Source organism: Streptomyces sp. NPDC031479 (assembly GCF_055581065.1).
In genome coordinates this window covers 1-25,842 of the sequence record NZ_JBVIKC010000039.1, presented here as the reverse complement: position 1 = coordinate 25,842, position 25,842 = coordinate 1, and the positions used below count along the sequence as shown (strand labels likewise).

The following is a 25,842-nucleotide window of genomic DNA, read 5'->3' as shown; positions in this document are numbered from 1 at the left end:
AAGGCACGGCCTCCATCGCGGCGGAGCACCTGTTGGCGCACCTTACGAGGAGACCCCGACATGACCCGGCCCGGCCGTCTCCGCTGAGCGGCGGCTGAGGCGTGGACCAAGCGGCTGATCACACCCGTGGAACGATCTTGTCGCGGCCTGCCGGCGAACGAACCTCACGGTTGAAGATCGAGTCAGCTGACCCGGAGACCGACCGCGAGCGTCAGTTCAAGGACCCGGTGCGGCGACTCGAGATCCGGAAAAAGCTCCCGCAGCTGCGACATCCGGTACCGGACGGTCTGGGGATGGACGAACAACGCCGCCGCCACCTCGTTCCGCCTGCCATGGTGCAGGAGCCACGCCCGCAGCGTCTCCTCCAGCCGCCGCGCGGTCGCGACAGGCAAGGTCTGCAACGGTGCGAGGGCTCGGGCACGCAGGTCGGCGAACGCGTCCGCGTCGGCGCTCAGCACCAGCTCGGGCAGGTGGTCCTCGGTGTCGCGGATGTCGGAGGAGAGGGTGCGCGCGCGGAGGGCGCGTGCGTACGAGGCGGACGCACGCGTCCACGGCCGGGCCGGGCCGACCACGGCGGTGCGGTCGGGCAGCTTCCTCAGCAGATGTGACCGGTCGGCGTCGGGGACGAGCAGCACGCCGGAGGCGTCCGGCAGATCGTCGAGGACGAGGGTGCCCGGGTCGAGCGTGCGGTAGGCCGGCCGGGCCTGCGCGGCCGGCAGCAGGACTGCGGTCAGCGAAACCGGAGGCTGCCACCCGGCCCGCCCGGCAGCGGCGAGGAGCACGTCCGGGCTCGCGCCGGAGAGGAGGTCGCGGGCCAGTTGTTCCAGGTGGCGCTCGTGGGCCCGGCCCCGCGCGGCCAGTTCGTCGGCGTGGCCCGCGGCGCTCGCTGCGGAGAGCTCGTCGATGTAGGCGAAGGTCAGCTCGGCGAATTTGGCGACCTGGGCGGCGGGCAGACCCGCGGGTACGGCACCTGCGGCCAGGCCTCGCCAGGCCACGCGGGCGCCGACCCGGTAGGCGCTGAGCAGGGCGTCCATCGAACGGCCGTCGCGAACCTCGCCGCGGCCCAGCTCGTAGGCCGCGTCTCCGGCGTCGCCGCCCGTGGCGTTCCCGCTCGCGAGGTCGAGGTAGAGGCCCAGGGCGGTGCGGACGGCTCGGCGGATGGTGGCGCCCATGCGGCCCGAAAGGGCGTTGGCGTAGGGCGGGACCTCGTCGATGATCGCCTGGACGACCTCGTCGGCGGTGGTCCTCAGCACGGCCCGAAGCGCGGTGACCGTCGTCTCGTCCAGGACCAGTTCGCTGGCCCTCCGGACTGCATGGCTCAATTTTTTGTTCCCTGCGAACAATTCAACCGATCAGATTCACGTCCTGCGGATAGGACTTTACCCTCTGAAGCACATCAAGCTGGGGTCATGACGAGTGCAGCCCTCCGCAGTAGGGCGTGGAAACTGCTGGAGATGGTCACGACGCCGCTGCTGCCGTCGGACTACCTCGACCTGGTCAGCCCGCTGCGTGCGGGCGGCGACCTGCGGGGGCGCATCGAGGCCGTGCACCCCGAGACGGGTGACGCCGCGACCCTCGTGATCAGGCCGGGACGGGGCTGGCGCGGTCACACAGCCGGTCAGTACGTGCGGATCGGCGTCGACGTCGACGGGGTGCGCCTGTGGCGTGCCTACTCGGTCACCTCGCCGACGAACCGCCAGGACGGCCGCATCACGATCACCGTGAAGGCGATCCCGGACGGCAAGGTCAGCAATCACCTGGTCCGCAGGGCGCAACCGGGCACGCTGATCCAGCTCGACCAGGCGACCGGTGACTTCGTGGTGCCGGAGGCAAGGCCCGCCAAGGTCCTCTACCTGACGGCCGGCAGCGGCATCACGCCGGTGATGGGCATGCTGCGCGACATCGAGCTCGACGACGTCGTCATGGTCCACTCCGCGCCACAGCCGCAAGACGTGATCTTCCGCAATGATCTGCACGACCTGGTCGCGGACAAGAAGCTGCGTCTCACCGAGCTGCACACGGACACGGACGGCATGCTCGACATCTCCCGTCTCGACGCACTCGTGCCCGACTGGGCCGAGCGCGAGACCTGGGCTTGCGGGCCCGCGGGCCTGCTCGACGCCGCCGAAGATCACTGGACCGAGCACGGCGTCCCAGAGCGCCTGCACACCGAACGCTTCCGCCCCGGCGTCGTCGTCACCGGCGACGGGGGCGAGGTCACGTTCGGCACCACCGGCAAGACCGTCGACGCGGACGGGGCCACGCCGTTGCTGGACGTGGGCGAGGAGGCCGGCGTACTCATGCCGTCCGGGTGCCGCATGGGCATCTGCTTCGGCTGCGTCACGCCGCTCACGGCGGGCGCCGTCCGCGACCTGCGCACCGGTGAGATCACCGAGGCCGGGCCTGGCGTCCTCATCCAGACCTGCGTGTCCGCCGCGGCGGGCCCCTGCGACATCGAACGGTAGGAGCACCTTGACCGCCATCGACCCCACCGCCCACCTGACCGCGGAGCAGATCGAGGAGCTCGGCCGCGAGCTGGACGCGATCCGCGACGAGGTGATCGCCGGCCGCGGCGAGAAGGACGCCGCCTACATCCGCAAGGTCATCTCGGCACAGCGCAAGCTCGAGCTGTTCAGCAGGGGTGTCCTGCTGTTCTCGATCTTCCCGCCCGCGTGGCTGGTCGGCACCGCCGGCCTGTCCGTGGCGAAGATCATGGAGAACATGGAGATCGGCCACAACGTCCTGCACGGCCAGTGGGACTGGATGCGGGACCCGAAGATCCACTCCACCACCTGGGACTGGGATCACGTCTCGCCGGCCGAGCAGTGGAAGCACTCGCACAACGAGCTCCACCACACGTACACCAACGTGATCGGCAAGGACAACGATCTCGGCTACGGCATCATGCGCGTCGACGAGGACCAGAAGTGGCACCCGTTCCACCTCGGCCAGCCGCTGTGGAACTTCATCAACGCCTGCTTCTTCGAGTACGGCATCGCCGCCTATGACCTGGAACTCGGCAAGAACCTCAACAAGCGCCGCCGCAAGAACCCGGAGTTCCGCGCGCGGGCCAGGGCCGTGGGCCGCAAGATCCGCAAGCAGGTGCTCAAGGACTACGTGATCCACCCGCTCCTTTCGGGGCCGTCGTTCCTCACCACGCTCGCCGCCACGTTCACCGCGAACCTGGTCCGCAACATCTGGTCCCACTCGGTGATCATGTGCGGGCACTTCCCCGAGGGCGTGCAGGTCTTCGAGCGCCGGTCGATCAAGGGCGAGACGCGCGGCCAGTGGTACCTGCGCCAGATGATGGGCTCGGCGAACATCAGCGGCAGCAAGGCCATGCACTTCATGACCGGCAACCTGTCGCACCAGATCGAGCACCACCTGTTCCCTGACCTGCCGAGCAACCGGTACGCCGAGGTCGCGGTGAAGGTGCGCGCGCTGTTCGAGAAGTACGAGCTGGAGTACGTCACCGGGCCGCTGCCCAAGCAGGTGTTCTCCGCGTGGCACAAGGTCTTCCGGCTCTCGCTGCCGAACAGGAAACCCAGGGTCAAGACGCCGGACCGCGAGCAGGAACTCGTCGCGGCCTGATTCCCGGTATGGGTTCGGATCGTCCGACCGTACCGGCGGCACCGCCGGTACCGGAGAGCAGCAGCAGCGGCTGACCGGGCTGGGCGTGGCCCGGCCCGGCCCGGGGGGAATCCGGCGTACAGCAATCAACCCAAAAGGGGATATAGCTCTGCCACGGCTTCGTTCGTGTCCGCTGGAGCACCTAGCCTGACCAGCGAGGACCTGTCAGAACCGAGAGGCAAAGAAGATGATCTACACACTCAACGGCGACAACGTCGAGATCACCGACGCACTGCGCGATACCGTCGGCGAGAAGCTGGCCGGGCTCAACACGCAGGGTACCGAAACCACCAGCGCTCGCGTGAACCTGAAGATCAACGGCTCGGAGCAGACCGCCTCGGGCACCCTCCAGGTGGACGGCCAGGACCTCACCACCATCACCGCAAGGGCCTCCGACATGCCCGCGGCCATCGACAGCCTCGTCGGCAAACTCTCCGCCCAGCTCAGGAGGCACACGCAGAGGCAGCACGGACGCCAGAAGTAGTCAGAACCACCTCCGGGTGTTCCGGTCCGGGACCATGACCGGTGAGCGGGTGGCGGAGCCGGAAGCGCCGGCAATCGTGTGGGGACACCGCCGAGCACGGCTTCACCGAAAATCTCACAGCCGCCCGCGCGTGCTTCGCACTCCGCCGGGCGCAGTCGCACGGGGCCGGCCGGAGTGAGGCGCTGCCGGGCGATGCCGCCGGACAGCGGCTGCTCTTCGAAACCCTGCTGCGGGCGGGACGGCGATGGTCGTACACGCAGCGGCCCGAACGCATCGGACTCGGCCGGGTCGTGGTCGTGCCGGGCGGCCGCCCCGGCTTCGGCGTGCGCGGCCCGGCAGCCGTGGGCGCCGAGCGCGTCGAGGACGGGGGCGGGGCGCCAGGTGAAGGCGATGACCGCTGCGGCCTGTGCCACCGCGTAGTTGTCCGGGGCGTAGTCGTGGGGCGCGAGGCGGGATGTCGAGCCGGTCGGCAGGAGGGCGTACTGCCCTGGTCGGTAGGCGTAGCTTGCCGCCCGCGGGCGCGGGGGTGGGACGGGTGCGTCGTCAGGCGACGAGTGCGTAGATGCCGCTGGCGGTCAGCCAGAGTCCGGCCAGCAGGGAGAGGGTGACGATCAGCTGGTCCTGGTGGTGCTCCAGCCAGCTCCGCAGGGCGTTCAGCCGGGCCTGGGCGGCGCGCGGCGCCCAAACGGTGTACAGCTCCATGACCAGGAGGCTGAGGGTGGCCAGCAGGCAGTAGCCGGTCAGGGCGAGCCAGTCGGAGAGGGAGGAGAGGTCGGCCTCGACGACCGTGGCCGCGCCGGCGCCGACCAGGGCCCACGGCTGGAGCAGCCAGGCGAGTGCGGCGGCGGTGCCGAGCGAGGCGTTGTCCACGCGGGCCGTCCAGCTCGGTGGCCGGTGCGGGCGGGGCGGCCGCCGGAGCCGGTAGCCGCCGAACAGCACCAGGCCGACGCCGATGGCCAGCTTGGCGGCGACCGCGGCGGTCGACGGCGTGCTGTGGTGGACGGGCGGCGATCCGCCGGTCAGGAACAGGACACAGGCGATCACGGCGACCAGATTGGCCAGCCAGGACAGCAGGAAGGCGAGACCCTTGCGAACGCCTCGGCGCGACGCGAGCAGCAGGGTGAAACCGCTGTTGTGCAGCGGTCCAAGGGTGATGGCCGTACCGATCACGACCAGGTCGACGACCATCGGCACAACCGCTCCCGGAAGTCAGGGCCGCCCGGGGCCGCCGGGCGGGCGATGCGCACGCGTGCCCGGTGGGCGGGAATGCCGGAGCCCGGTCGGTGCCCGTCTCGACTTTGCGGCTCCCGGCCCGACCGGTCAAGCCAGCCACGCCGGTGCCGCGAAGGCCGCTGCCCCGTCACGGGCAGGGGCGGCTGTGCTCTTGCGGCCGGGGTGGGTGCCGTGCGGCCGCCGGTTCACGGGGTCCAGTACCGGGCCAGGGCTCCTTCCCGGTACGGGGCGGGGCTGACGCTGAGGTCCCCGGAGAAGGGGCGGTCCAGGACGAAGACCAGCAGCAGGCTGAAGCCGACGGGTCCGGCGACCGAGGCGACGAACAGGACCTGGACCCGCAGCTTGCGCAGTCCGTAGAGGAACGTGAGCGGGATCAGGACCAGTGCGCCGCCGAAGGCCAGAGCCTGGAGCAGCGGGGGCAGTTCCCGGCGGGCCATGGTGATCCGGGCGCGGCGTTGGGAGGCGATGTCGTTGAGATGATCGACGGCCTGCTCGTAGAAGACCTGCTGGGCCTGGCCTTGCGGGTCGTACGTCTGGAGCACCCGGAACGCGTCCTGCAGATGGACTTCCGTGGCCCCGTAGCTGGGGTTCCCCGCGCGCATCCGGGGCCATTGGTCCTCGACGACGGCGTGGACGTAGCCGCTCGCGGCCGAATCGATACGGACGCGCACCGGTTGCGGGAACGCGGCGGCGTCACGGCTGATGAGCGCCGCGTTGGCGGCCTCGGAGGCGACGATGGTCTGGGTGTCCTCCAGTTGCGTCCACAGGGTGCCCGCGGCGCAGCAGCACGCTGCCGGCGACGGCGAGGAGGACGGTTCCACCGACGGCGACGAGGGCGAGCGTGGTGGTGCTGAAGTGGTTGAGCAGCCATGGCGACATGTGCGTGGAGTGCAGGCCGGACGAACCACCCATCGGACCGCGGCTTCAAGCACCCCCGCGGGCCTGCGCGAAGACATTCACACCACCGGGTGAGGCGCGATCCGTCCGACCCGACGCGGGTGTCCGCCGTGCCTCTCGCCTGAGCGCTCCGCATCGGCCGGCGCTTGAGGGCGCTCGGTCGCAGGCGCCGGGTCCGCGATGCTTGGGGCATGCGTGCTGCCCGCCTGATCCGTATGGCCCTTCTCGTCCAGTCGAGCCCTGGGCTGACCGCCGCGTCCCTCGCCCGGGAGCTGGGCGTCTCCGGGCGTACGGTGATCCGCGATGCCCAGGCCCTGCAGGAGGCGGGCGTTCCCGTCCGGGCGGAGCGTGGTCGCACGGGCGGCTACCGCCTGGCGCCGGGCCACCGGACCCGGCTGACCACGCTGCATCCCACCGAGGCGGAAACGCTCTACCTCTCCGGTCTGCCCACGGCCCTGCGCGATCTCGGGCTGTCGGGACCGGCGGACACGGCCCGGCTGAAGCTGTCGGCCACCCTGCTCCCGTCGCTGCGGGCGGCGGCGGAGTCGTCGGTGCGCCGCTTCCACCTCGACGCCCCGGCCTGGTTCCGCGAGCCGTCGGCGCCGGAGTCGCTGCCGGAGCTGGCGCGCGCCGTGTGGTCCGATCGCGCGGTCGAGCTGGCGTACGCGCGGCCCGGCCGGGACGGCGCGGCGCCCCGGACCGTGATCCGGCTGCTGGAGCCGTACGGACTCGTCCTGAAGGCGGGGGTGTGGTACGTCGTGGGCCGTGTCCCGGGTGAGCGGCCTGGCCGGGGCGACGCCTGGCGCACCTACCGCGTCGACCGTGTCACCGCGCTGTCCCCGGCCCCGGGCGCCGATGAACCGTTCGTCCGCGAACCGTCGTTCGACCTGGCCGCGCACTGGCGGGACCACGCCGCCGGGTTCGCCCGGGCGCTGCTGCGCTCGACCGTCACCGTGCGTCTGACGGAGCGGGGTCTGCGCCGGCTGCCCGCCGTGGTGGATCCGGCTGGTGTGGGCGAGGCGCTGGCGTCGGCGTCCGCGCCGGACCCCGTCGGGCGCGTCACGCTCGACCTGCCCGTGGAGTCGGACGATGTCGCCTTCGCCCAGCTGGCGGGCCTGGGCGCGGAGGTGGAGGTGCTGGCCCCGCCGGGCCTGCGCGCACGCTTCCGGGAGCACGCGCAGGCCCTGGCGGCCCTGTACTGCGCGGAGTCGGAGGATCAGCGGTAGTCGTCCGGCGACCCGTCCTTACCGCCCCACACGATGTCCTCGAAGTAGGCCCAGGCGTCCGGCCGGCTGCCGTCCACGTCCCGTACGCCGTAGGCCTTGGCGAGGTCCGCGCTGGAGGCGGACTTCCCGTTCCAGCGGGCCGCCCGGTCGGGGTCGGCGGCGAGCACGGCGAGAGCGCGGGCCAGGTAGTACGGCGACTCGGCGATGGCGAAGTGCGGCTCCCGCGCGACGGCGTCGCGCCAGTTCTCCTCCGTCACGCCGAAGTTTGTGAGCATCTGCTCCGAGCGCAGGAAGCCCGGTGTGACGGCCACCGCCATGCCCCCGTACTCCGCCAGCTCCTCGCCCAGTCCGAAGGCGATCCGGATCGGGGCGTTCTTCGCGAGGTCGTAGTAGAGGTTCTCGCGGTAGCGGCGGTTGGAGCGTGCCGTGCCGTCGGTGACCTCCACGTGCAGCGGCGCGTTCGAGCGGATCAGGAGCGGGAGGGCGAGTGCCGCGGTGATCACGTGCGAGCGCACGCCGAGTTCCAGGATGCGCAGTCCGTCGGCGAGCGGCGTCTCCCAGCTCTTCTTGCCGAAGACGGAACCTGCTGTCAGGTGCTCGCCGCCCCACAGGTCGTTGACGAGGATATCGAGCCTCCCGTGGTCGCGGTCGATCCGGTCGACGAGCGCCCGTACCCGGTCCTCGTCCAGGTGATCGGTGGGCACTGCGATGCCGGTGCCGCCGGCCGCCGTGACGAGCTCCGCGGTCTCCTCGATGGTCTCCGTGGTCCGGCCGACCTCGCTGACGTGCTCGCGGGTGGTGCGGCCGGTGACGTAGACCGTGGCGCCGGCGCGGCCGAGTTCGACGGCGAGGGCACGTCCGGCGCCGCGGGTGGCGCCGGCGACGAGCGCGATCCGGTCGGCGAGGGGCGCCTTGTGGTCGGAGTGCCGGGTGTCGGTGTCGGTGCCGGTGCCGGTGGCGGTGTCTGTGTTCTTGTCCATGTCACCACCGTGCCTGCCAAAGGTGACAGATCACGTCACCTTTTTCTCGCGGTTCAGCGTGTCTTCGGGAACGCCGCTCGCAGGGGCGCGCCGCGCGTCGTGAAGGCGATGCGGAGGACCGGGAGTACGCAGAGCGCCTGCACCGCCGCGTACCACCAGGGGCAGACGCCCGGGATCAGGTCGACGCCGACGACGGCGACCGGGAAGACGGCCGAGATGCCGCGCAGGCGCTCGAAGGCGCGTCGGGAGCCCCGGGAGGCGGAGAGGGCCAGGCGGTGGAGCAGCGCCGCGATGAGGGGGAGCAGGACCGCGCGGATCCACATGAACGGGTTCACCATGTGGCCCGTGCTCGCCACCGCGATGACCGCGAGGAGGGCGGCGGCGGTGAGAGCGCCGTAGACCTTGACGCCGACCCGGGTCGTGGCGAAGGCGTCCAGGGCGGCGGGGGTGTTGAGGAGGGCCGGGTCGGCGGTCGTGGTGTTCGCGTCGTTTTCCATGGCCATGACGCTACGGAGCAGCCGTACCGCGCGGTATCGGCCTGGCCCCACAGGGGGGTGGGGCCAGCCCCACTCCCCTGCCGGGCCGGGGCGTGGCGGGCTCCGGGCGGTGCACAGTGGGGGTGTCGAACGAGTGAGGGGGAGTCATGGGACGGGTGGGTTCACGGGTGGTGGGGGCCGGGGCGGGGTTCGGGCGGACGTGTGCCGCCGCCGCCGTCTGCATGCCGGTGCCGGTGGTGTGGGCCGCCGCCGTGGGGTTGGGGGTGTGGTGCGGGGCGGAGCACCCGTGGGCGTGGATCGGGCCGGCCGTGATCGTGTGCGCGGGCACGCTCGCGCCGGCGCGGACCGTCTGCCGGGCGGTCCGGTTCCTCGTCGCGCGGTGGACCGGCACCGACATCCCCGCCGGGTACCTGGAGGCCGGGCCGGTGATGCAGTTGTCCACCGGGTACTGGTGGAACGGCTTCAGCTACGAGCGCAGCCGCCGGGACGCCGTCATGGACCAGCGGATGCGGCTGTGGTGGAGCGACCCCGCCACCTGGCGTGACCTCCGCTTCGCCGTCGTCGCCCCGCTCACCGCGGGGGTGGTGGCCGCCCTGCCGCCGGCCTTGCTGGCCGTCGCCGTCCTCGGGTTCGCCCGGCCCGGAACCGCCGCGCGTCTCGTCGGGGCGGGCGCCCTGGTCCTGGCCGTCGGCTGCGGCCCGTACGCCTGGCGGTGCCTCGGCCCGGTGGCCGTCCGTTTCCTGCGGCCCTCACCCGCGATGGTGCTGGCGGAGCGGGTGGACGAGCTGACCTCCCAGCGGGCCGACGCCACCGTCGCGCAGGCCGCCGAGATCCGCCGCATCGAACGGGACCTCCACGACGGCGCTCAGGCCCGCCTCGTCGCCCTCGGGCTCTCCCTGGCCACCGCCGAAGCGCTCATGGACCGGGACCCCGAGCAGGCCAAGGCGCTGATGCGGGAAGCGCGGGCCGGCGCCGCCGCCTCGCTGACCGAACTCCGCGAACTCATACGGGGCATCAGCCCGCCCGTCCTGAGCGAACGGGGGCTCGTCGACGCCGTGCGCGCGCTCGCGCTGGACGTCCCCCTCGACGTGGCCGTCCGCGCCGGCGGCCCGCTGCGCCTGGACCCGCCGATCGAGTCCGCCGTCTACTTCGGCGTCGCGGAGCTCCTCACCAACGCGGTCAAGCACGCCGGAGCGGCCCGGGCGCACGTCTCCCTCGTACGGGACGACACGGGCATCGTCGTGGAGGTCGAGGACGACGGCCGGGGCGGGGCCGACGCCCGGCCCGGTGGCGGGCTCGCCGGTCTGCGCCGCCGCCTGGCCGTCTTCGACGGCACGCTCGCGATCACCAGCCCCCAGGGCGGGCCGACGCGTGTGAGGATGGCCGTACCATGCGAATAGTCGTAGCCGAAGACCTGTACCTCCTGCGCGATGGGCTGGTCCGCCTGATCGAGGCGTTCGGGCACGAGGTGGTGGCCACGGCCGCCACCGGGCCCGAGACGCTCGAAGCACTGCGGACGCACCACCCGGACGTGTCCGTCATCGACGTCCGCATGCCTCCGACCCAGTCGGACGAGGGCCTGCGCGCGGCCCTCACCGCCCGCGCCGAAGTCCCCGGCCTGCCGGTCCTGATCCTCTCCCAGCACGTCGAGCAGCTGTACGCCCGCGAACTGCTGGCCGACGGCTCCGGCGGCGTCGGCTACCTCCTCAAGGAGAGCGTGTTCGACGCCGACCAGTTCATCGGCTCCCTGGAGCGCGTGGCGCAGGGCGGCACCGCCATGGACCCGGCCGTGATCGCGAAGCTGCTGTCCGGCAGTGCCCCCGACCGGGGGCTGGGGCGGCTCACCGAACGCGAGTACTCCGTGCTGGGCCTGATGGCCGAGGGTCTGTCCAACCACGCCATCGCGCGCCGCCTGTTCCTCAGCGAGGGCGCCATCAGCAAGTACACGACCTCCCTGTTCGGCAAACTCGGCGTCACGGACGACGACGACACCAACCGCCGCGTCCGCGCGGTCCTCACCTACCTCAACAAGCCCTGAACGGGTTTTCCGGTCGGAGTCATTCGGGGCGGTTGAAGCGGTGGGCGGCCCAGAGCAGGGCCATGGCGCCGGTCGTCAGGAGGGTCGCCGCTTCGAGGAGGAGCGGAGGCTGTCGGCCGAACCATTCGAGGCCCGCCACGGCTGCCTGGTCGGGTACGCGGAGGGTGATGCTGCGCCGGAGCAGGTCCACTCCGTAGGCGAGCGGGTTGACGGCGGCCAGTGAACGGGCCCAGCCCGGCAGGTTCTCCAGTGGGAAGAAGCCGCCGGAGAGGAACAGCAGCGGCATCATCACCAGGCCGAGCAGCATGTGGAACACCTCGGGGCGGCCCAGGGTCACGGCCAGGGCCAGGGAGAGGGCCGTGATGGCGAAGGAGGCCAGGACCATGCCGGCGAGGAGCAGCGCCAGGAGGAGCGGATCGTAGGGCAGGCCGACCGCTCCGGCCAGGGCGAGCAGGACCGCGCCCTGGACCGCGGCGACGGTGGTACCTCCGGCGCAGCTGCCCAGGAGGAGGGTGGAGCGGCGTACGGGGGCCATCAGCAGTTCGCGCAGGTAGCCGCTCTGGCGGTCGGTGATCAGGCGGATGCCGACCATGATGGCCGGGGTCTGGACGGTCATCATCAGCATGCCGGGGAACAGGTAGGTCTGGTAGCCGACGCCGAGGGTGGAGTTGGGGATCAGGGCCGCCAGACCGCCTCCCAGGATGAAGAGGTAGAGCACCGGCTGGATCAGCATCAGGGCGGTGTGGGTGCGCTGGGTGGACAGGCGCAGCAGATCGCGGTGGACCAGTGCGTGGACGGCCCGCAGTTCACGGCGCAGGCGGGGCGGCGGCGGAGGGGCCGCGGTGTCGGGGCCGCCGGGGGTGTCCGGGGCTCCGGGCTTCTTGAGAGCGGGTGTGGTCACAGGCCCCCCTCGGTCGTCGCCGTGGTCGCGGTCGACTGGGTGGTGGCGGACGGTGTGGCGGGGCGTGCGGTGTGGATGCTGCGGCCGGTGTGGTGGAAGAAGACGTCGTCGAGTGTCGGCGGGGTCGCGGAGGCGGCCCGGACGGGGATGCCGTGGGCTTCCAGGGCCGCGCACAGGCGGGGGATCCAGGAGCTGCCGTTGGGGACGCGCAGGCTGATCCCCTCGCTGTCGAGGGTCGTGACGGTGCCCGGCGGGGCGGTCCGGCGTACGACGTGGTGCGCGGCCGGGTCGTCGTTCGTGCGCAGTACCACCCGGTCGTCGCCGATCGCGGCCTTGAGCGTGAGGGGGGTGCCCTGTGCCACCAGGAGGCCGCCGTCGATGATGGCGAGGCGATCGCAGTTCTCCGCCTCTTCCAGGTAGTGGGTGGTGACGAAGAGCGTGGTGCCCTGCCGGTCGCGCAGTGCGCGCAGGTGTTCCCAGACCTGGGCGCGGGCGTGGGGGTCGAGTCCGGTGGTCGGCTCGTCGAGGAACAGGATCCGGGGCTCGTGCAGCAGGCCGCGGGCGAGCTCCAGGCGTCGGCGCATGCCACCGGAGAGGGTGCGTACCGGGGAGCGTCGCCGGTCGGTCAGGCCGACCGCCTCAAGTGTCTCGGTGGCGCGGCGGCGGGCGTGGCGGCGGCTCATCCCGTAGAGACGGGCGTGGATGTGCAGGTTCTGTTCCGCCGTCAGGTCCGTGTCGAGGGCGCTGTGCTGGAAGAGCATGCCGACCTGTTGCCGCACCCGGTCGGGTTGGCCGAGCACGTCGGCGCCGGCCACCGTGGCCCGTCCGGCGGTGGGGCGGGCGAGGGCGCACAGGAGGGCGATGGTGGTGGATTTCCCCGCGCCGTTGGGGCCGAGGAAGGCGAAGGTTTCGCCTTGGCGGACGTCCAGGTCCAGGCCGCGGACGGCGTGGGTGGTGGTGCCGTCCGGCCCCGGGTAGCTCTTGACCAGACCGCGTGTGCTGATGGCGTGCGCCGGCTCGGGAGCGGCCCCCGCGGTGTGCGGGCTCGTGGGGGCGGCCGTGAGGAGGGTTGCCTGGGCGGGCGTGTCGTCGCCGGCGTGTGGCTGCATGGTCGGGTCCTCGTCTGCGGGGTGTCGTCTGCGGACTCGGGTGTGGGTGGGTGGGGCGGCTCGCGCTCCGGCCGGCGGCGCCGTGGGGCAGCCGCCGGCCGGAGGTTTGTGGAGCCCGTTTCGTCTTGTCCCGTTCGGGTGTCGACCAGGGAGCACGGGGTGCTCCCTCCCGGCGGGGCCGGTGTTCAGCGCCTCGGCGACGAGACCGCCGTCGTCTCGGCTGCTGGGCGGTACCGGAGCCGAAGGGGCCTGGTGCCGGGTCAGTTACAGCTGATGCCCACGCAGACGGTGTTGAGGAGCGTCAGCAGGCCGACGCACTCGCAGGTGTTGGCGAACGCCACACCGTCGGCGCCGACGGGGTCGGTCTCCGGAAGGGCGTGCAGGTGAGCGAGCAGTTCGAGGTCGCGGTTCTCCATGGCTTTCTCCTTCTCTGTGAGATGGCGGCAGGTTCCCTGCCGCTCAACCCGGCTGCTGGATCATCCAGTGCCGGGAGTCTGTGTGGCGGGTCCGCAGGAGGAACGCCAGGATTCCCGCGGATCCGTCGCTCCAGCCCGTCGAGACGTCCCCGTACTCGTTGGGGAAGACGACGTGGCCGTCGCGGTGGGCCCGTTCGGCGACGATGAGGCGGGCCAGGTCCTCGGCCGACGTGCGGTGGGCGGGATCCCCCGTGGCCGTGGCCATGTCGAGGAGGAAGTCGCCGTTGCCCGCCAGTCCGTGGCATTGGGTGAGGGGGGCGCGGGACGCCCGCTCCACGACGGCGCGTGCGGCGTTGCGGGCGAGATCGCCGAACCGGTCGTCGCCGGTGGTCTGCCACAGCCGGATCAGGAAGGAGCCGATTCCCGCCGAACCGTGGCACCAGTACGGGGCCGTGGGCACGTTTCCCGCCTGCGCCGGCCACTGGGCCGTCTCCCCGACCGTCAAGGCCGTGGCCACCAGCTCCTCCCCCGCCGCCAGGGCCAGGTCCAGGTGTTCCCGGCGGTTCGTGACGGCTGCGGCGGCGAGGAGGAAACATCCGATGCCGGACGTTCCGTGGGCGAAGCCGAGGTAGCGTTTGCCGGCTTCCTTGGAGACGGCTTCCGCAGGGACCGGCCAGCTCACGCCGGCCGGCTCGGGCCGGGCGGCGGCGGCCAGCCGGTCGGCCGCGTCGGCGACGAGTTCGGCGAGGCGCGGGGCGCCGGTGCGGTGCCACAGGTGGGCGGCGGCGAGTCCGCTGCCCGCGGAGCCGTGGGTGACGTCGTGACTGGGCGTCGGCTCCTGCGGAGCCAGGGCCAGGGCGAGCGCGTGGTCCATGAGCGTGCGGTCGTCGACGGCGCGGCCGGCGTCGTACAGGGCCCAGGCGGTCCCCCGGCCGCCGAAGTGCAGCCCGGGGCGCGTGGAGCGGGTGTCCGTCCGAGCCGCGATCCAGTGGCCCGCGGTGGAGATGGTTTCCGGCAGGCGCGGATCGCCGGTGAGCTCGAAGTACCGGGTCAGGACCGCCAGGACACCGGCCGCGCCCTGCTGCACGGTACAGGGGTCGGTCTCCCCCGCCATGGTGGAAACGGGCCACAGCCGCCTCTCGTCCCGGGGGGTCATCGAATCGAGGAGGTGTTCCACGATCCCCGCGACCGCGGCCGCCGTCGCGTCGTGCCCGGGGTCCTCGCCCGTCGGCCCGGCGGCGGGGTGCGCGGGGAGCGGCCTCGCGGTGCGGCGGAGGGCCGCGCGTGCTCTGGCCGGGTCCCAGCGCTCGGCCGGATCGTCCTTCATCAGCCCGAGGATCATCTCGGGCAGGCCGTCCGGCAGGCGGAGCGTACGTTCGCAGGCGGCCAGCCACTCGGCGAGCCGCTGCTCCGCGGATCTCGTGGCGGGCTCCTCGGGCAGCAGGTTGGGTATCTTCCCGGCGAGGACGAAGCACACGGTGGCGCCGAGGCTGTAGTAGTCGGCCGTCGGGGAGACGGGCGCGTCCGCCAGCCGCTCGGGGGCGCTGAAGCCCGGGGTTCCCACCGTCGTCGGGAGGGCGGCGTCGTCCTTCAGGACGGCGAGTTCCAGGTCGATGAGGCGCAGTTCACCGTCCGGCCGGACCATGATGTTGGCGGGTGTGAAGTCCCGCAGGACGCAGCCGCAGGCGTGTGCCGCGGCGAGGAGGTCGACCAGGCGCCCGGTCTGGGCCAGGGCGTCGGTGCGATAGCGCTCGCTGCCGACGTCGCGGAAGTGCTCGGCGACCCAGTTCCGCAGGGGGACGCCCGGTATCTCCTCCTGTGCCAGGAACAGGTGTCCCCCGTGCTCGAACATCGCGAGGGGCTCCGGTGCCAGGCCCGTGCCGGTGAGGTTCTCCAGTGTCCGGGCCTCGGCGCGCAGCCAGTCGCGTACATCGCAGCCTGACGCGTCGGCCTCCACGTGCGGCCGCGCTTCCTTGATGACGACGGGTGCACCCGTGGTGACGTCCGTCCCGCGGTAGACGCCGCCCTTGTTCGTGTGGCGTATCGCCTCCCGGACCGAGAAGCGGCCGCCGAGCAGCACCGGGCCCGGCGCCGCCTCCTCCGTACGCGGTGGGGCCGGCACCGATGCGGGGAAGGGGCTGACCGCCCAGGACGGCGGGGAATACTGTCCGGTGCGTATGTCCTCCACGGGGTTGCCGTCGGGGTCCTCGATGAACCACACGAGCAGTCCCTCGTCCGACAGTCGCCGCCTGCCCACGAAGGCGCCGTAGCGGTAGTGCACGAGGCTGTTCACGGCGTAGGGCTGGTCCGACAGGATCCGGGGGCCGGCCAGCCCCGCCGTGGCCTGGTGCAGCTCCAGCGCGATCCGGGCGGCGTCGGTGTCGGAGCGCGGGTAGACGGTGATGAACTTGCCCGAGCTTCCCCGTGGCGTGGCGCGGGAGTTGAGTGCGCTCACCTGTTCCAGGGACCGGGCGAACTTGAACGCCGACCGGTCTCGCAGCAGCACGTCCAGGGCCTTCGCGAGGACTGCCGGTGCTGAGGCGGACGTCGCCGACACGTGCAGTTTCCAGCCCTGCTGCTGCCGCGTCGCGGACAGGGGCGTGAGGCGGCACCACATCTCGTCCGCGTCGGTGCTCCAACGCGCGCCCTCACCGGTGGCGTCCAGCGCCCGGCGGAGCAGATCTTCGAGGTCGACTTCGGTTGCGTGGCTCGTCATGCCTGTCCCTCTCAACGGCGAGGACCGCTGGTTGGAATATGCCTTCGGTAAGAAGAACGTATAGCCGTGGCCGGATGGACGTCAGTCGGTTCGGTGAGCGCACGGTGTTGTTGCGCTGCCGAGTGGTGTCAACCGGCGCATAAAAGAAGTACGCGGGAGCGTATGGGGTGGCGATACCTCCTGCACCCCATGGGCGGCACACCGGAGATCACTCCACCTCCGGGGAATGAAAGCAGTGGGTTTTATTCACTCCGAATTCTGCATGGACCGAAGGGGCTGCGGATGTGAAATCCGGGGCGACCGTAAACGGGTACACCATTTCCGGTACCGCCGTGAAGGTCTTCACGCGCGACGGCCACCAGCGCCGCCCTCGGCTCCACCACCAGGCACTCCTCGGTTTCGGTCCGAGCTCCGCATTCAACACGAAAGGTTTTTCCGGTCGCGCTGAACGCTATCGGCGCGGCACTTACGCCGTACAGCTTTCCTCCCACTCCGCCCGCAGTAAAGGTCCGATCCCGCCACGGCGCCTACCTGCTGCGCGGCAGGATTCGACGCGTCAACGCGATGCGCGATCACGCCCCTGAGCTGTGCGCGGGCTCGAAGGTTGAAGAATTAACCGTCGCCGAACTGCTGCTCGGGATCGACTGAAAAGCAAACTGGGGTTCTCTTGCCGCCGCGGGCACCCGGATGTCGACAAATGTGATCCGAGGGAATGCAGCGCCGGATGGGAAGCGAGTACACGGAACGGCACACCCGGAGTTCGAGCGGGACCCGGTCCCGGCGGCCGGTCCCGCTCGGCGGGCGATGCCGTCGAGGCGGGCGTCCGGGCTGTGGCGCGAAGGCCTCGCGGGTGGCCTCGACGAGCCGTTCGCGGCTGCGTCGCGCGTCGCGCCGTACGGGGACTGCCATCGCCACCCTCCACTTCGCCGACGAATTAACCGGGGAGCAGTCCCCGCTTTGCATGCTATGGTCGGCACAGAAGCGGGGAGCATTCCCCGGTTAACTTCCCGGAGGGACGCGGACCATGACGGACACGGCTTTGGTACTGGGCGGCGGCGGAGCGGTCGGGCTCGCCTGGACCGTCGGGGTACTCGCGGGCCTGGCCGAGGCGGGCCTGGATCTCTCCGGTGCCGACGTGACGATCGGCACCTCGGCGGGCTCGGTGATCGGCGCCCGGCTCGCCTCGGGCGTGACGGCCGAGGAGATGTACGAGGAGAACCTCGCCGGGGCCCCCGCGCTCGACGTCACCGTCACCCTGGGCCAGACCGCCCGCTTCCTGTGGGCCGCGCTCGGATCACGTGACCCGGAGCGCTCCGTCCAGCGCCTCGGCCGGGCCGCGCTGGCCGCCCGTACCGCCCCCGAGTCGGCCGTCCACGGCGCGGTCGCCACGCTCCTGGAGGGTGTACGGGAATGGCCCGCCCGCGATCTGCGCCTGACTGCCGTCGACGCCCGGTCCGGAGCCCTGGAGGTCTTCGACGCGGCCTCGGGCGTCACCCTGCCCGAGGCCGTGGCGGCGAGCTGCGCGGTACCCGTGGTCTGGCCGCCGGTATCGGTGGCCGGCCGCCGCTGGATGGACGGCGGCAGCCGCTCGACGGCCAACGTCCAGCTCGCCCGCGGCCATCGGCGGGTCGTCGCCATCGCCCCGATCCCGAAGGCGGTCGGTCCGCACCCGAGCGCGACCGAACAGGGCGCGGAACTCGCCGCGGGCGGGGCCTCGGTGGCCGTACTCACCCCCGACCGCGCCTCGCGCGCGACGTTCGGCCGCAACATGCTCGACCAGAGCCGCCGGGGTGCCGCCGCCCGTGCGGGCCGCGTCCAGGCCGCCTCGTACGTGGACACCGTACGCGCGGTCTGGAAGCCCTGAGTCCACCGGCCGGCATCGCCGCCGGCCGGGCACGTCCGTCCCACAGTTCGCACCAGCACGCGGGGAGCGCCGCATCCGGGCGCGCCCGGAACCAAGGAGAGACCATGACCGGCACCACCGAAGTCCTCGTGATCGGCGGCGGGTACGCCGGCGTCATGGCGGCCAACCGCCTGACCCGGAGGAACGACGTGAGGGTGACACTGATCAACCCGCGTACGACGTTCGTCCACCGGATCCGGCTCCACCAGCTGGTGGCCGGGACGGACGAGGCCGTCGTCGGGTACCGGGACGTCCTGGCCGAGGGCGTCCGGCTGACGGTCGACTCGGTGGCGCGCATCGGCGCGGCGGAACGGACCCGCGCGTTCCCGGAGTGGCCGAGTTCGCGCACACGGTCGCCACCCTGGAGGAGGCGCGGGGACTGCGGTCGGTGATCGAGGCCGCAGCCGCGACGGCCGCGGTGACGGTGGTCGGGGGCGGACCCACCGGTATCGAGGCCGCGGCCGAGCTGGCGGAGCGGGGCCGGCGCGTGACGCTGGTGTGCGGCGGCGTGCTGAACCCCTACCTGCACCCCCGGGGCCGGCGTTCGGCGGCCGGGCGACTGGCCGGGCTCGGAGCAGGAACTGCTCCGGGCGGCCGGGCGCGCCGAGGCCCCGGCGTGCGCCGATCAGTCGGTCTAGACCCGCACGTCGGCCGGCGGCTCGGCCCGGCTCGTCTCGGCCCGGATCGTTTCGGCCCGGCAGGCACCTTGGCCCGGCCCCTTGGCCCGGCGCCGGTACGTCGACCGGCGGCCGGGCGGCCGGGTGTCGGCGGCACGTCGACTTCCGGCGCCGCGTGGCGGGTTCACGAGCGCTGCCGGAAATGGGCCCGGTGTTCCCGCAGGAACGCGTCGAGGGTGCGGGGCGGGCGGCCGAGGATGTCGGCGACGGTGTCCGTCGGGGTTTCGGGACGGGTCACGGCGAGCTGCTGGATCTCCGTCACGTGGTCGGCCAGCCAGGCGGGCATGTGGGCGTGGCGGATGAGGTCTTCTCGCATCTCGTCCCGGGTGAGGTTGACGTAGCGGATTCGGCTGCCGGTCAGGACGGTCAGTCGTGCGGCGAGTTCGGAGTAGGTGACGGCCTCGGGTCCGGTCAGGACGTAGGTGCCGCCTGCGATGTCCGGCCTGGTGAGAGCGGCTGCGGCGACGTCGCCGATGTCGCGGCAGTCGATGTGGTTGCAGGGCGCGCCGCCCGTCGTGCCGAGGATGACGCCCCGGGCCACGGTGGGGGCCAGGCGCAGGAGGTTCTGCATGAACGCGTAGGGGCGCAGGACGGTGTGGGTGAGACCGCTGCCGCGCAGGTGTTCCTCGACGGCGTGGTGTCCGCGGGAGACGGCGACCGGGGAGTCGGGTTCGGCGGCGGGTGCGGAGATCTTGACGATGTGTCCGATGCCGGCCTCGGCGGCGATGTCGATGACACGGGTTTCGAGTTCCACCTGTGCGGGGCCGTTGGCCATGGCGAGGAAGAGCCGGTCGGCGCCCTCGAAGGCGGTGCGCAGGGAACGGGGGTCGGCGGCGTCGGCGTACTGGACCTCGACGGGCGGTCGGTGGGCAGCGGTCATGCCGGGGATCGGCCTGTGCGGAGTGCGGGTCAGTGCGCGGACGGGTGCGCCGAGCGCGCGGAGGCGGTGGAGCAGGGCGTTTCCGGTGGCTCCGGTCGCTCCCATGACGACGATCATCGTGTGCTCATTCCTTGGGTGACTTCCCGGCGTCGGATGCCGCCGGAGGTGGGCGGGTCGGGTCGGGTCGGGGCAGGGTGGGGTGGGTTCGGTCGGGCTTGGGCTCGTACGGCGGCGGACGGGCCGTGGTACCGCTCGGGTGGGTCATGCCGGGGAGGCCGCGGTGGTGCGGCGCCAGCGCAGGGTGACGATGGTGGTGGCGAGCGCCGCGGAGGCGGGCAGGTCGATGCGCAGGCGCTCCAGCCAAGGGCCGGCGGGGACCGGGGTGTGGGCGGGTAGCCATTGGGCGGCGAACCATCCCAGCGGGGCCGCCGCGCCGACGGCGGCGATGACGAGCGCCACGGTCAGGACGACGCGCGGCATGGTGGTGGTCCACCGTCGGGGCTGCCCTCCGTGCCGCAGCCAGGCGCCGACCAGGAAGGCCACGACGGCGGAGGTGCCGGCGATGGAGGTGCAGGCGGCCACGGCCAAGTCCGGCTGCCTGGTGACGACTCCGGCGGTACCGGCCGTGAGCGCGGGGGCGGCGTACGCGGTCAGCACCTCTCGCCACAGGGTGAACGGCCGGGCCGGCCGGGAGGCTGCCCGGTTTCCGCGGGTCCTGTCTTTCGTTGCTGGCATGCCGGCCTCTTTCTCGTTCGTGTGAGGAAAGCGAAGGGGCGCGGCGGGGCCTTCGGGGTCGGTCGCCTCGTCTCGCCTCGCCTCGCCGATATAATTAGGCGGCTAACTATCAGGTCGGAAAAGAGGCCCCGCCGGAGGGGCGGGACCCAAACCCCGACGGGAGTCGGGTCAGTCCGCGAACAGGGCCGAGCTGCCGCGTACCACGCGGGCCAGCAGCTCCAGGAACACCGCACGCTCCTCGCCGGAGAGCCCGTCCACCATCGCCTCAAGCCGCCCGAAGTGCTCCGGCGCCATGTCGCGCAGGCGCTGCGCCCCGCGGGCGGTCAGGACGGCCACCGTGCCCCGCCCGTCCTCCGTGGACGGCCGACGGGCGATCAGACCCTCGCGCTCCAGGCCGTCCAGCAGGCCGGTGACCGTGGCCCGGGAGACATCGAGGTCGGCCGCGAGGCGCGAGGGGGTCTTCTCCCCGCCGTGGTCTTCGAGGTCGGAGAGCAGTCGGTAGCGCCCCGTCGACAGGCCGAACCTGGCGAAGTGCACTTCGGCCGCCCGGCCGACCCTCGCACCCGCCGAGATCAGCCGCACCGCGACCAGCACGGCCTGCGGATCGACCTCCAGGCCGTAGCGTTCGACCTGCCGCCTGGCCTGGTCGAGCGTGGGCGCCTCGCCGTCGATCCCGTCTGCCGTCATGTAAGTAATATGGTGCCTAATCACTTGGGCTGTCAAGGCACTTTCCCTCCGGCCTTGCGGTCGCTCAGCGGCCCACGGCCCGCGGTCGGTCCGCGTCCCGTTTCCCGGCCGCCCGGATATCGGTAGCGTGTTCCGGATGACCGTGGGAAGCGCAGGGACCAGACTCGTCGTCGTACGGGGGAACTCGGCATCGGGCAAGTCGTCGGTGGCGGCCGGGATCCGCGACCGGTTCGGCCGGGGCCTGGCCCTCGTCGGGCAGGACAACCTCCGCCGGACCGTGCTGCGCGAACGGGACCGGCCCGGCGCCGCGAACATCGGCCTGATCGACTCCGTGGCCCGCTACGCCCTCGACGCCGGGTACCACGTCCTCGTCGAGGGCATCCTCTCCGCCGACCGCTACGGCACCATGCTCACGCGGCTGCTCGCCGACCACCGCGGCGTCTCCGGCTGCTACTACCTCGACATCCCGATGGCCGAGACGCTGCTGCGCCACGCGACGAAGGCCGACCTCGCGTACCGCGCCCAGGTCACCGAACGCGAGCTGCGCGACTGGTACCGCGAGCGCGACCTGCTGCCCGGCGGCGTCGAAACCGTCATCGGACCCGACAGCACCCTCGACGGCACGGTCGACCTCATCATGCGGGAGACCGGCCTCGCGGGACTGCCGGCCCACGACGACTGAGAACTCCGCCCTGCCGTCGTCACGCCCCGGGCGCCGCGTGGTGGCGCGAGGCCCCGGTGGGCCGCCGGGACCTCCCCCGCACCGCGGCGGGCCGCGATACTGGCCGTCATGACCATCACCGGCAACACGCCCGCGACAGCCTTCTCCCGGATCAAGGTCCGCACCGGGGCCGTCGTCTTCTGCGGCGAGGACATCGCGCTCATCCGGCGCGAGCGCGCGGGCTCCGTCCACTACACCCCTCCCGGCGGCAACGTCGAGGACGGGGAAGACTTCCCGCAGGCCCTGCGCCGGGAGCTCGGCGAAGAACTCGAACTCGACGTGGACCAGGCGGACGGCGGTGACCTCATGTGGGTCGTCGACCAACGCGTCACCCGCCCGGGGCCCACCCCCTCACCGCGTAAGATCCACTTGATCTACCGCTTCCACATCACCCCCGAGGTCCGTGCCCGCCTCGCCACGCACGAGCTGGACGAACTCCCCGACGGCGGCCACGAGATCGGCGTCATCGAGTGGGTCCCCTACCGCGACGCCGCCCTGCTGCCGGTCTTCCCTCCCATCGGGCCCGCGCTCGCCGCCCTGGACCACCCCCGCGCACCGGTCGCCAACCCCGCCCTGGACGCCGTCACGGACGCGAACTACACCTGGGTCTGATCCCCCGACGCCGGGGGCGGCCCTGACACGGCCCGCTCCTCGGGAGGCCTCCGGGCTACGAACCCGAGCGGAGGCCCAGGGCGCTGTGCAGCACGATCCCGGCGGGAACGTCCTCGCGGCCCGACGCCCCGCGGACCCGCTCCACCAGGCGCGCGCGGAGCTCCTGTGCCGGCTCACCGAGCACGATGGCGCTGAGTACGAGTTCCAGCATCAGGCAGTCGTACACGTCATCCGTGCCGGTGTAGCGGTCCCCGTCCCGCTCCACCACCGCCGCGGTGACCTGCCGGCCGCCGCTGTCGAGGGGGGTGAAGGTCGCTTCGACGACCCCGTGGCCCGTCCAGCTCCGGTGCAGATGGACGACGTTCCCCTCGGCGAAGACGTTCCACTTCTCGTCCATGTCCCGGGCGCGGTAGCCCAGCCGGATGCGCTCCCATTCCTCGTCCGACCAGATCCGGTCCGGCAGGAGCGACAGCGGTCTGGGGACGACGATCGGCTGGAGACGGCGGGACAACGAGGCGCGGGTCACGGGTTCGTCTGTCGGCATGCCGTGATCCTACGGACGGACCGGCGCCCGGGGAGAGGGAATTTGTGCCCACGCCCACACCCCTGCGAATCGCGCGTTCCGACGGCCTCGCCGCGACGGCCCCCGCCCCCGGTCGTGGTCTGCGGCCGTCGAACAGTAGGGTGACCAGGTGGATACTCCTTCGCTCCCGCGTTCTTTCCGGCTGCTCGTGACGGGTGGCGGCACCGGCGGTCATACCTATCCGGCCCTCACCGCGGTCCGGACCCTGCAAGGTCGGCTCGCGGCTGCGGGCGGCACCCTGGACGTCCTGTGGATCGGCACCCCGGACGGTCTCGAGGCGCGCGTCGCTCCCGCGGAGGGCATCGCCTTCAAGACGGTGGCCACGGGGAAGATCCGCCGCTCGTCGAACCCGCTGAAGATGCTGTCCGCCGCGAACGTGAAGGACATGGCCCGGGTGCCGCTCGGTGTGGCACAGGCCCGTGCGATCGTGTCCGAGTTCCAGCCCGACGTCGTCCTGGCGACCGGCGGATACGTCGCCGTCCCGGCCGGTCTCGCCGCGCGGCTCAACCGGCGTCCGCTGGTCCTGCACGAGCAGACGGTCCGGCTGGGCCTGGCCAACCGGAAGCTCGCGAGTTCCGCGACCCGGATCGCCGTGTCCTCGGAGTCCTCGCTGGCCCTGCTGCCCGCCGATGTACGGGACCGCGCGGTCGTCACCGGGAACCCGGTGCGGCCGGAGGTGCTGTCCGGTCACCCGGACAAGGCGGTCGAGGCGCTGGCGCTGTACGGGTTCGACCGGCGGCTGCCGACCGTCTACGTCACCGGTGGCGCGCAGGGTGCCCAGCAGATCAACGGCGTCGTGCGGGACCTCCTGCCCTGGCTGCTGACCTACGCGAACGTGATCCACCAGTGCGGCCCGGCGAACGTGGACGAACTCCGCAGCGCCGCAGCCGCCCTGGACCCGGTCCTGGCCGGGCGCTACCACCTGACCGGTTTCGTCGGGCCGGAGCTGCCCGATGTGCTGGCGCTGGCCGATGTGGTGCTGTCGCGGAGCGGGGCGGGAACGCTGGCGGAGCTGACCGCGCTGGGCAAGCCGGCCGTGTTCGTTCCGCTGGCCACTTCCGCGGGGAACGAGCAGGCGCACAACGCCCAGCACCTGGCCGACGCGGGCGCGGCGGTCGCCCTGCTGGGCGAGGTCACGACGCAGGCCCTCGGGGACGCTCTGGGCCCGCTGCTGACCGACCCCGGCCGGCGAACGGCGATGGCGGAGCGGGCGCGTGCGTACGGCAGGCCGGACGCCGCGGACCGGCTCGTGGACGTACTCCTGGCCGCGGCCAACGGCTGACCGTCCGAACAATCCTGGGGGAAACCCGGGCCGTGCCGGGGACCGGGGTGACGAGCGGGCGGTCGCCTACCGGGCCCCGCGGGCTTCCCGACGGGCCCGGCGGCGCATGCGCGGTCAGAACCAGTGCAGGCAGTGCGGGGCGCGCTCGGCGCGGAAGAGGGCGTCGGCGAGGACGGCCGCGCCCGGGTGGTGGGCCCGGACGTGTCCGGCGCGCACGAGCGTGCTCGGGGCGGTGCCGCCGAGGTAGACCGAGCCCAGATCGCTCACGTCCAGGGACAGGTCGGGCTCCCGGCCCGTCGGAACGCACTCGGCCGCGCCGTCCCGGACGGTCAGCAGGTACCGGTTGCGCTCGCCGAGGAACGGGTCGTCGACGTCGAGGACGAGCTCGCCGTCCGTGAACCAGCCGCGCGCGGTCAGCGCACGCGGTACGTCCAGCAGTCTCACCCAGAGCCAGTCCGTGTCGTTGCCCACCTGGCCGGCCCGGAAGTCGGCGAGCTGCCAGCGGAGCGGGTGCCCGGGCGGATAGTGCCTGAACACGACCTGCGTGACCAGGTCGTGGCCGAGCAGGAATCGCGCCAGGGCCGTGGAGACGGCGTCCTCGGTGGCGATGGTCTCGTCGACCGTCAGGGTGGCGGGCTCGCCGACCGAGTAGCTGGCGTACCCGTCCGGTACGCCGTCGGCGTCGCGGTGCACCGCGACGTAGCGCGGCGCCGCGGTGACCGGCGGCTGCCCCGCCCCCAGGGCCCACCAGCGGCGCGGCCGGGACAGTGCGCCGGGCTGTGCGCGGCGGTACCGGTCGTAGACCTCCTCCAGGATCGCGCCGCAGTCGGCACGCCGCAGCACCTCCACCGAGCCGGTGTCCGGCCCGGCGTCCGGGCCGGTCTCCGGCGCGCCGGCCATCGTGCGTGCCCGGGGTACGGCGAGGGCGGCCTCGTGGCGCGGCACCGTCAGGCGCGCCGTGTAGGTCGCCGGTCCGTAGCCGAACCTGCGGTAGATCAGGGCCTCGGAGGCCAACAGCACGGAGAGGAACTCCCCGCGCTCGCGCAGGTCGGCGAGCTGATGCCGCATCATCGCGCTGAGCACGCCCTGGCGCCGGTGCGAGGGCAGGACGCCCACTGCGGTCACCCCGGAGGCCGGGGCGAGGGCCCCGCCCGGGAGGGTGAGCTCGAAGGAGTGCGCGCCGGCGGTGCCGACGGGCCGCCCGTCCGGTGTCAGGGCGAGCAGGCAGCGATGGGTTTCGAGGGCCGACCACCAGAGCCCGCCGCCGTCGACCGGGGTTTCGGGGAAACGCCCGAACGCGGCGTGGAGCGTGTCGACGAAGACGTCGAAGTCCTCATCGGTCGTGGAACGAATCTGCATCGCGGCCCGCCGCCTTCTCGGTGTGCGGCACCACGCCTCGCGGTGCCCGGCCACAGTGCAGCGTCTATCCCCGGGCGACGCAACCGAAATACGGCCGGGTCCGCGGTCGGTCACGGCGGCGCCCGGTCCCGGACCGGGCGCCGCCGCTGCGGGGGGGGGGGGCCCAGGGTCCCCCAACAAGCCCCCGGGGGGACGGGGGGGGGGGGGGTAGGGGAAGAGGGCCTGAAACACGGCTTCCGTTTGGGGAACGCCCCGGACACACCCTCAAACGGGGCG

Annotated in this window: 24 protein-coding genes and 1 pseudogene; 11 read left to right on the top strand and 14 right to left on the bottom strand. The window is 72.5% G+C overall.

What is annotated here, in order from left to right; genetic code table 11:
- Positions 1-182: 182 nt before the first annotated feature.
- Positions 183-1,322 carry a PucR family transcriptional regulator gene (locus ACZ5D2_RS31180; RefSeq protein ID WP_371674921.1) on the bottom strand — a complete coding sequence of 380 codons (1,140 nt, stop codon included), beginning with the start codon at positions 1,320-1,322 and terminating at the stop codon, positions 183-185.
- Positions 1,323-1,409: 87 nt separating this feature from the next.
- Between ACZ5D2_RS31180 and ACZ5D2_RS31175 the strand changes: the two genes are divergently transcribed.
- From ACZ5D2_RS31175 to hpf, 3 genes are all read left to right on the top strand, one after another.
- A complete protein-coding gene (locus ACZ5D2_RS31175) occupies positions 1,410-2,465 on the top strand; it encodes a ferredoxin reductase (RefSeq protein ID WP_468933993.1) in 1,056 nt (351 codons plus the stop codon).
- A gap of 7 nt (positions 2,466-2,472) precedes the next feature.
- Positions 2,473-3,591: a fatty acid desaturase family protein gene (locus ACZ5D2_RS31170; RefSeq protein ID WP_371674923.1), complete on the top strand. Its 1,119-nt coding sequence runs from the start codon at positions 2,473-2,475 to the stop codon at positions 3,589-3,591.
- 226 nt (positions 3,592-3,817) lie between these two features.
- Positions 3,818-4,114, top strand: a complete 297-nt coding sequence (hpf, locus tag ACZ5D2_RS31165) for a ribosome hibernation-promoting factor, HPF/YfiA family (RefSeq protein WP_371674924.1) — start codon at positions 3,818-3,820, stop codon at positions 4,112-4,114.
- A 543-nt stretch (positions 4,115-4,657) separates the two neighbouring features.
- Here hpf and ACZ5D2_RS31160 read toward each other — a convergent pair.
- A complete protein-coding gene (locus tag ACZ5D2_RS31160) occupies positions 4,658-5,302 on the bottom strand; it encodes a GAP family protein (RefSeq protein WP_371681055.1) in 645 nt (214 codons plus the stop codon).
- 230 nt (positions 5,303-5,532) lie between these two features.
- Complete coding sequence (locus ACZ5D2_RS31155) at positions 5,533-6,168, bottom strand: bestrophin-like domain (RefSeq protein ID WP_468933989.1); 636 nt, start codon at positions 6,166-6,168, stop codon at positions 5,533-5,535.
- Positions 6,169-6,435: 267 nt separating this feature from the next.
- Here ACZ5D2_RS31155 and ACZ5D2_RS31150 point away from each other — a divergent pair, with 267 nt between their 5' ends.
- On the top strand, positions 6,436-7,470 hold the full coding sequence (locus ACZ5D2_RS31150) for a helix-turn-helix transcriptional regulator (protein WP_468933986.1): 1,035 nt from the start codon (positions 6,436-6,438) through the stop codon (positions 7,468-7,470).
- Here ACZ5D2_RS31150 and ACZ5D2_RS31145 read toward each other — a convergent pair.
- Both ACZ5D2_RS31145 and ACZ5D2_RS31140 read right to left on the bottom strand, forming a co-directional pair.
- The gene (locus tag ACZ5D2_RS31145) at positions 7,461-8,450 is read right to left on the bottom strand and encodes an SDR family oxidoreductase (protein ID WP_468933984.1); all 990 of its coding nucleotides are present in this window, start codon (positions 8,448-8,450) and stop codon (positions 7,461-7,463) included. The genes ACZ5D2_RS31150 and ACZ5D2_RS31145 overlap by 10 nt on opposite strands.
- A 53-nt stretch (positions 8,451-8,503) precedes the next feature.
- Complete coding sequence (locus ACZ5D2_RS31140; protein ID WP_468933981.1) at positions 8,504-8,947, bottom strand: hypothetical protein; 444 nt, start codon at positions 8,945-8,947, stop codon at positions 8,504-8,506.
- Between the two features lie 146 nt (positions 8,948-9,093).
- Here ACZ5D2_RS31140 and ACZ5D2_RS31135 point away from each other — a divergent pair, with 146 nt between their 5' ends.
- Positions 9,094-10,347, top strand: a complete 1,254-nt coding sequence (locus ACZ5D2_RS31135; protein WP_468933979.1) for a sensor histidine kinase — start codon at positions 9,094-9,096, stop codon at positions 10,345-10,347.
- Positions 10,338-10,985 carry a response regulator transcription factor gene (locus ACZ5D2_RS31130; RefSeq protein ID WP_371674930.1) on the top strand — a complete coding sequence of 216 codons (648 nt, stop codon included), beginning with the start codon at positions 10,338-10,340 and terminating at the stop codon, positions 10,983-10,985. The genes ACZ5D2_RS31135 and ACZ5D2_RS31130 overlap by 10 nt, the downstream gene beginning before the upstream one ends.
- A gap of 19 nt (positions 10,986-11,004) precedes the next feature.
- On the opposite strand, the gene ACZ5D2_RS31125 is transcribed toward ACZ5D2_RS31130, so the two are convergent.
- The 4 genes from ACZ5D2_RS31125 to lanL all read right to left on the bottom strand — a co-directional run bounded on the left by ACZ5D2_RS31125 (position 11,005) and on the right by lanL (position 16,127).
- On the bottom strand, positions 11,005-11,802 hold the full coding sequence (locus ACZ5D2_RS31125) for an ABC transporter permease (RefSeq protein ID WP_371681056.1): 798 nt from the start codon (positions 11,800-11,802) through the stop codon (positions 11,005-11,007).
- 80 nt (positions 11,803-11,882) lie between these two features.
- Entirely contained in the window at positions 11,883-12,995 is a 1,113-nt protein-coding gene (locus ACZ5D2_RS31120) for an ATP-binding cassette domain-containing protein (protein ID WP_468933975.1), read from the bottom strand.
- A 260-nt stretch (positions 12,996-13,255) separates the two neighbouring features.
- Entirely contained in the window at positions 13,256-13,411 is a 156-nt protein-coding gene (locus ACZ5D2_RS31115) for a VenA family class IV lanthipeptide (RefSeq protein ID WP_356220958.1), read from the bottom strand.
- Between the two features lie 43 nt (positions 13,412-13,454).
- The gene (lanL, locus tag ACZ5D2_RS31110; RefSeq protein WP_468933971.1) at positions 13,455-16,127 is read right to left on the bottom strand and encodes a class IV lanthionine synthetase LanL; all 2,673 of its coding nucleotides are present in this window, start codon (positions 16,125-16,127) and stop codon (positions 13,455-13,457) included.
- A gap of 1,024 nt (positions 16,128-17,151) precedes the next feature.
- Here lanL and ACZ5D2_RS31105 point away from each other — a divergent pair.
- Both ACZ5D2_RS31105 and ACZ5D2_RS31100 read left to right on the top strand, forming a co-directional pair.
- Complete coding sequence (locus ACZ5D2_RS31105; protein ID WP_468933968.1) at positions 17,152-17,991, top strand: patatin-like phospholipase family protein; 840 nt, start codon at positions 17,152-17,154, stop codon at positions 17,989-17,991.
- Positions 17,992-18,095: 104 nt separating this feature from the next.
- Positions 18,096-18,622: pseudogene (locus tag ACZ5D2_RS31100) on the top strand (FAD-dependent oxidoreductase); the annotation flags it as partial.
- Positions 18,623-18,831: 209 nt separating this feature from the next.
- Here the strand turns inward: ACZ5D2_RS31100 and ACZ5D2_RS31095 are convergent.
- The 3 genes from ACZ5D2_RS31095 to ACZ5D2_RS31085 all read right to left on the bottom strand — a co-directional run bounded on the left by ACZ5D2_RS31095 (position 18,832) and on the right by ACZ5D2_RS31085 (position 21,009).
- On the bottom strand, positions 18,832-19,704 hold the full coding sequence (locus tag ACZ5D2_RS31095) for an NmrA family NAD(P)-binding protein (protein WP_468933966.1): 873 nt from the start codon (positions 19,702-19,704) through the stop codon (positions 18,832-18,834).
- A 144-nt stretch (positions 19,705-19,848) separates the two neighbouring features.
- A complete protein-coding gene (locus ACZ5D2_RS31090; RefSeq protein ID WP_468933963.1) occupies positions 19,849-20,322 on the bottom strand; it encodes a hypothetical protein in 474 nt (157 codons plus the stop codon).
- A 168-nt stretch (positions 20,323-20,490) separates the two neighbouring features.
- The gene (locus ACZ5D2_RS31085) at positions 20,491-21,009 is read right to left on the bottom strand and encodes a MarR family winged helix-turn-helix transcriptional regulator (protein WP_468933961.1); all 519 of its coding nucleotides are present in this window, start codon (positions 21,007-21,009) and stop codon (positions 20,491-20,493) included.
- Positions 21,010-21,145: 136 nt separating this feature from the next.
- Here ACZ5D2_RS31085 and ACZ5D2_RS31080 point away from each other — a divergent pair, with 136 nt between their 5' ends.
- Both ACZ5D2_RS31080 and ACZ5D2_RS31075 read left to right on the top strand, forming a co-directional pair.
- A complete protein-coding gene (locus ACZ5D2_RS31080; protein ID WP_371674937.1) occupies positions 21,146-21,691 on the top strand; it encodes a P-loop NTPase family protein in 546 nt (181 codons plus the stop codon).
- A 108-nt stretch (positions 21,692-21,799) separates the two neighbouring features.
- On the top strand, positions 21,800-22,342 hold the full coding sequence (locus ACZ5D2_RS31075; RefSeq protein WP_371674938.1) for an NUDIX domain-containing protein: 543 nt from the start codon (positions 21,800-21,802) through the stop codon (positions 22,340-22,342).
- Between the two features lie 55 nt (positions 22,343-22,397).
- Here the strand turns inward: ACZ5D2_RS31075 and ACZ5D2_RS31070 are convergent, their stop codons facing one another.
- A complete protein-coding gene (locus ACZ5D2_RS31070; protein WP_371681057.1) occupies positions 22,398-22,814 on the bottom strand; it encodes a hypothetical protein in 417 nt (138 codons plus the stop codon).
- 220 nt (positions 22,815-23,034) lie between these two features.
- Here ACZ5D2_RS31070 and ACZ5D2_RS31065 point away from each other — a divergent pair, with 220 nt between their 5' ends.
- A complete protein-coding gene (locus tag ACZ5D2_RS31065; RefSeq protein ID WP_371674939.1) occupies positions 23,035-24,207 on the top strand; it encodes a UDP-N-acetylglucosamine--N-acetylmuramyl-(pentapeptide) pyrophosphoryl-undecaprenol N-acetylglucosamine transferase in 1,173 nt (390 codons plus the stop codon).
- Positions 24,208-24,321: 114 nt separating this feature from the next.
- Here the strand turns inward: ACZ5D2_RS31065 and ACZ5D2_RS31060 are convergent, their stop codons facing one another.
- Positions 24,322-25,566: a GNAT family N-acetyltransferase gene (locus ACZ5D2_RS31060; RefSeq protein WP_371674940.1), complete on the bottom strand. Its 1,245-nt coding sequence runs from the start codon at positions 25,564-25,566 to the stop codon at positions 24,322-24,324.
- Between the last annotated feature and the right edge of the window lie 276 nt (positions 25,567-25,842).

What these genes read in the sequence shown, in the direction of transcription:
- ACZ5D2_RS31175 (WP_468933993.1), top strand. Translation starts at nt 1,410, where the DNA reads ATGACGAGTGCAGCCCTCCGCAGTAGGGCGTGGAAACTGCTGGAGATG.
- hpf (WP_371674924.1), top strand. Translation starts at nt 3,818, where the DNA reads ATGATCTACACACTCAACGGCGACAACGTCGAGATCACCGACGCACTG.
- ACZ5D2_RS31160 (WP_371681055.1), bottom strand. Translation starts at nt 5,302, where the DNA reads ATGGTCGTCGACCTGGTCGTGATCGGTACGGCCATCACCCTTGGACCG.
- ACZ5D2_RS31150 (WP_468933986.1), top strand. Translation starts at nt 6,436, where the DNA reads ATGCGTGCTGCCCGCCTGATCCGTATGGCCCTTCTCGTCCAGTCGAGC.
- ACZ5D2_RS31145 (WP_468933984.1), bottom strand. Translation starts at nt 8,450, where the DNA reads ATGGACAAGAACACAGACACCGCCACCGGCACCGGCACCGACACCGAC.
- ACZ5D2_RS31140 (WP_468933981.1), bottom strand. Translation starts at nt 8,947, where the DNA reads ATGGAAAACGACGCGAACACCACGACCGCCGACCCGGCCCTCCTCAAC.
- ACZ5D2_RS31135 (WP_468933979.1), top strand. Translation starts at nt 9,094, where the DNA reads ATGGGACGGGTGGGTTCACGGGTGGTGGGGGCCGGGGCGGGGTTCGGG.
- ACZ5D2_RS31130 (WP_371674930.1), top strand. Translation starts at nt 10,338, where the DNA reads ATGCGAATAGTCGTAGCCGAAGACCTGTACCTCCTGCGCGATGGGCTG.
- ACZ5D2_RS31120 (WP_468933975.1), bottom strand. Translation starts at nt 12,995, where the DNA reads ATGCAGCCACACGCCGGCGACGACACGCCCGCCCAGGCAACCCTCCTC.
- ACZ5D2_RS31115 (WP_356220958.1), bottom strand. Translation starts at nt 13,411, where the DNA reads ATGGAGAACCGCGACCTCGAACTGCTCGCTCACCTGCACGCCCTTCCG.
- lanL (WP_468933971.1), bottom strand. Translation starts at nt 16,127, where the DNA reads ATGACGAGCCACGCAACCGAAGTCGACCTCGAAGATCTGCTCCGCCGG.
- ACZ5D2_RS31105 (WP_468933968.1), top strand. Translation starts at nt 17,152, where the DNA reads ATGACGGACACGGCTTTGGTACTGGGCGGCGGCGGAGCGGTCGGGCTC.
- ACZ5D2_RS31095 (WP_468933966.1), bottom strand. Translation starts at nt 19,704, where the DNA reads ATGATCGTCGTCATGGGAGCGACCGGAGCCACCGGAAACGCCCTGCTC.
- ACZ5D2_RS31090 (WP_468933963.1), bottom strand. Translation starts at nt 20,322, where the DNA reads ATGCCAGCAACGAAAGACAGGACCCGCGGAAACCGGGCAGCCTCCCGG.
- ACZ5D2_RS31085 (WP_468933961.1), bottom strand. Translation starts at nt 21,009, where the DNA reads ATGACGGCAGACGGGATCGACGGCGAGGCGCCCACGCTCGACCAGGCC.
- ACZ5D2_RS31080 (WP_371674937.1), top strand. Translation starts at nt 21,146, where the DNA reads ATGACCGTGGGAAGCGCAGGGACCAGACTCGTCGTCGTACGGGGGAAC.
- ACZ5D2_RS31075 (WP_371674938.1), top strand. Translation starts at nt 21,800, where the DNA reads ATGACCATCACCGGCAACACGCCCGCGACAGCCTTCTCCCGGATCAAG.
- ACZ5D2_RS31060 (WP_371674940.1), bottom strand. Translation starts at nt 25,566, where the DNA reads ATGCAGATTCGTTCCACGACCGATGAGGACTTCGACGTCTTCGTCGAC.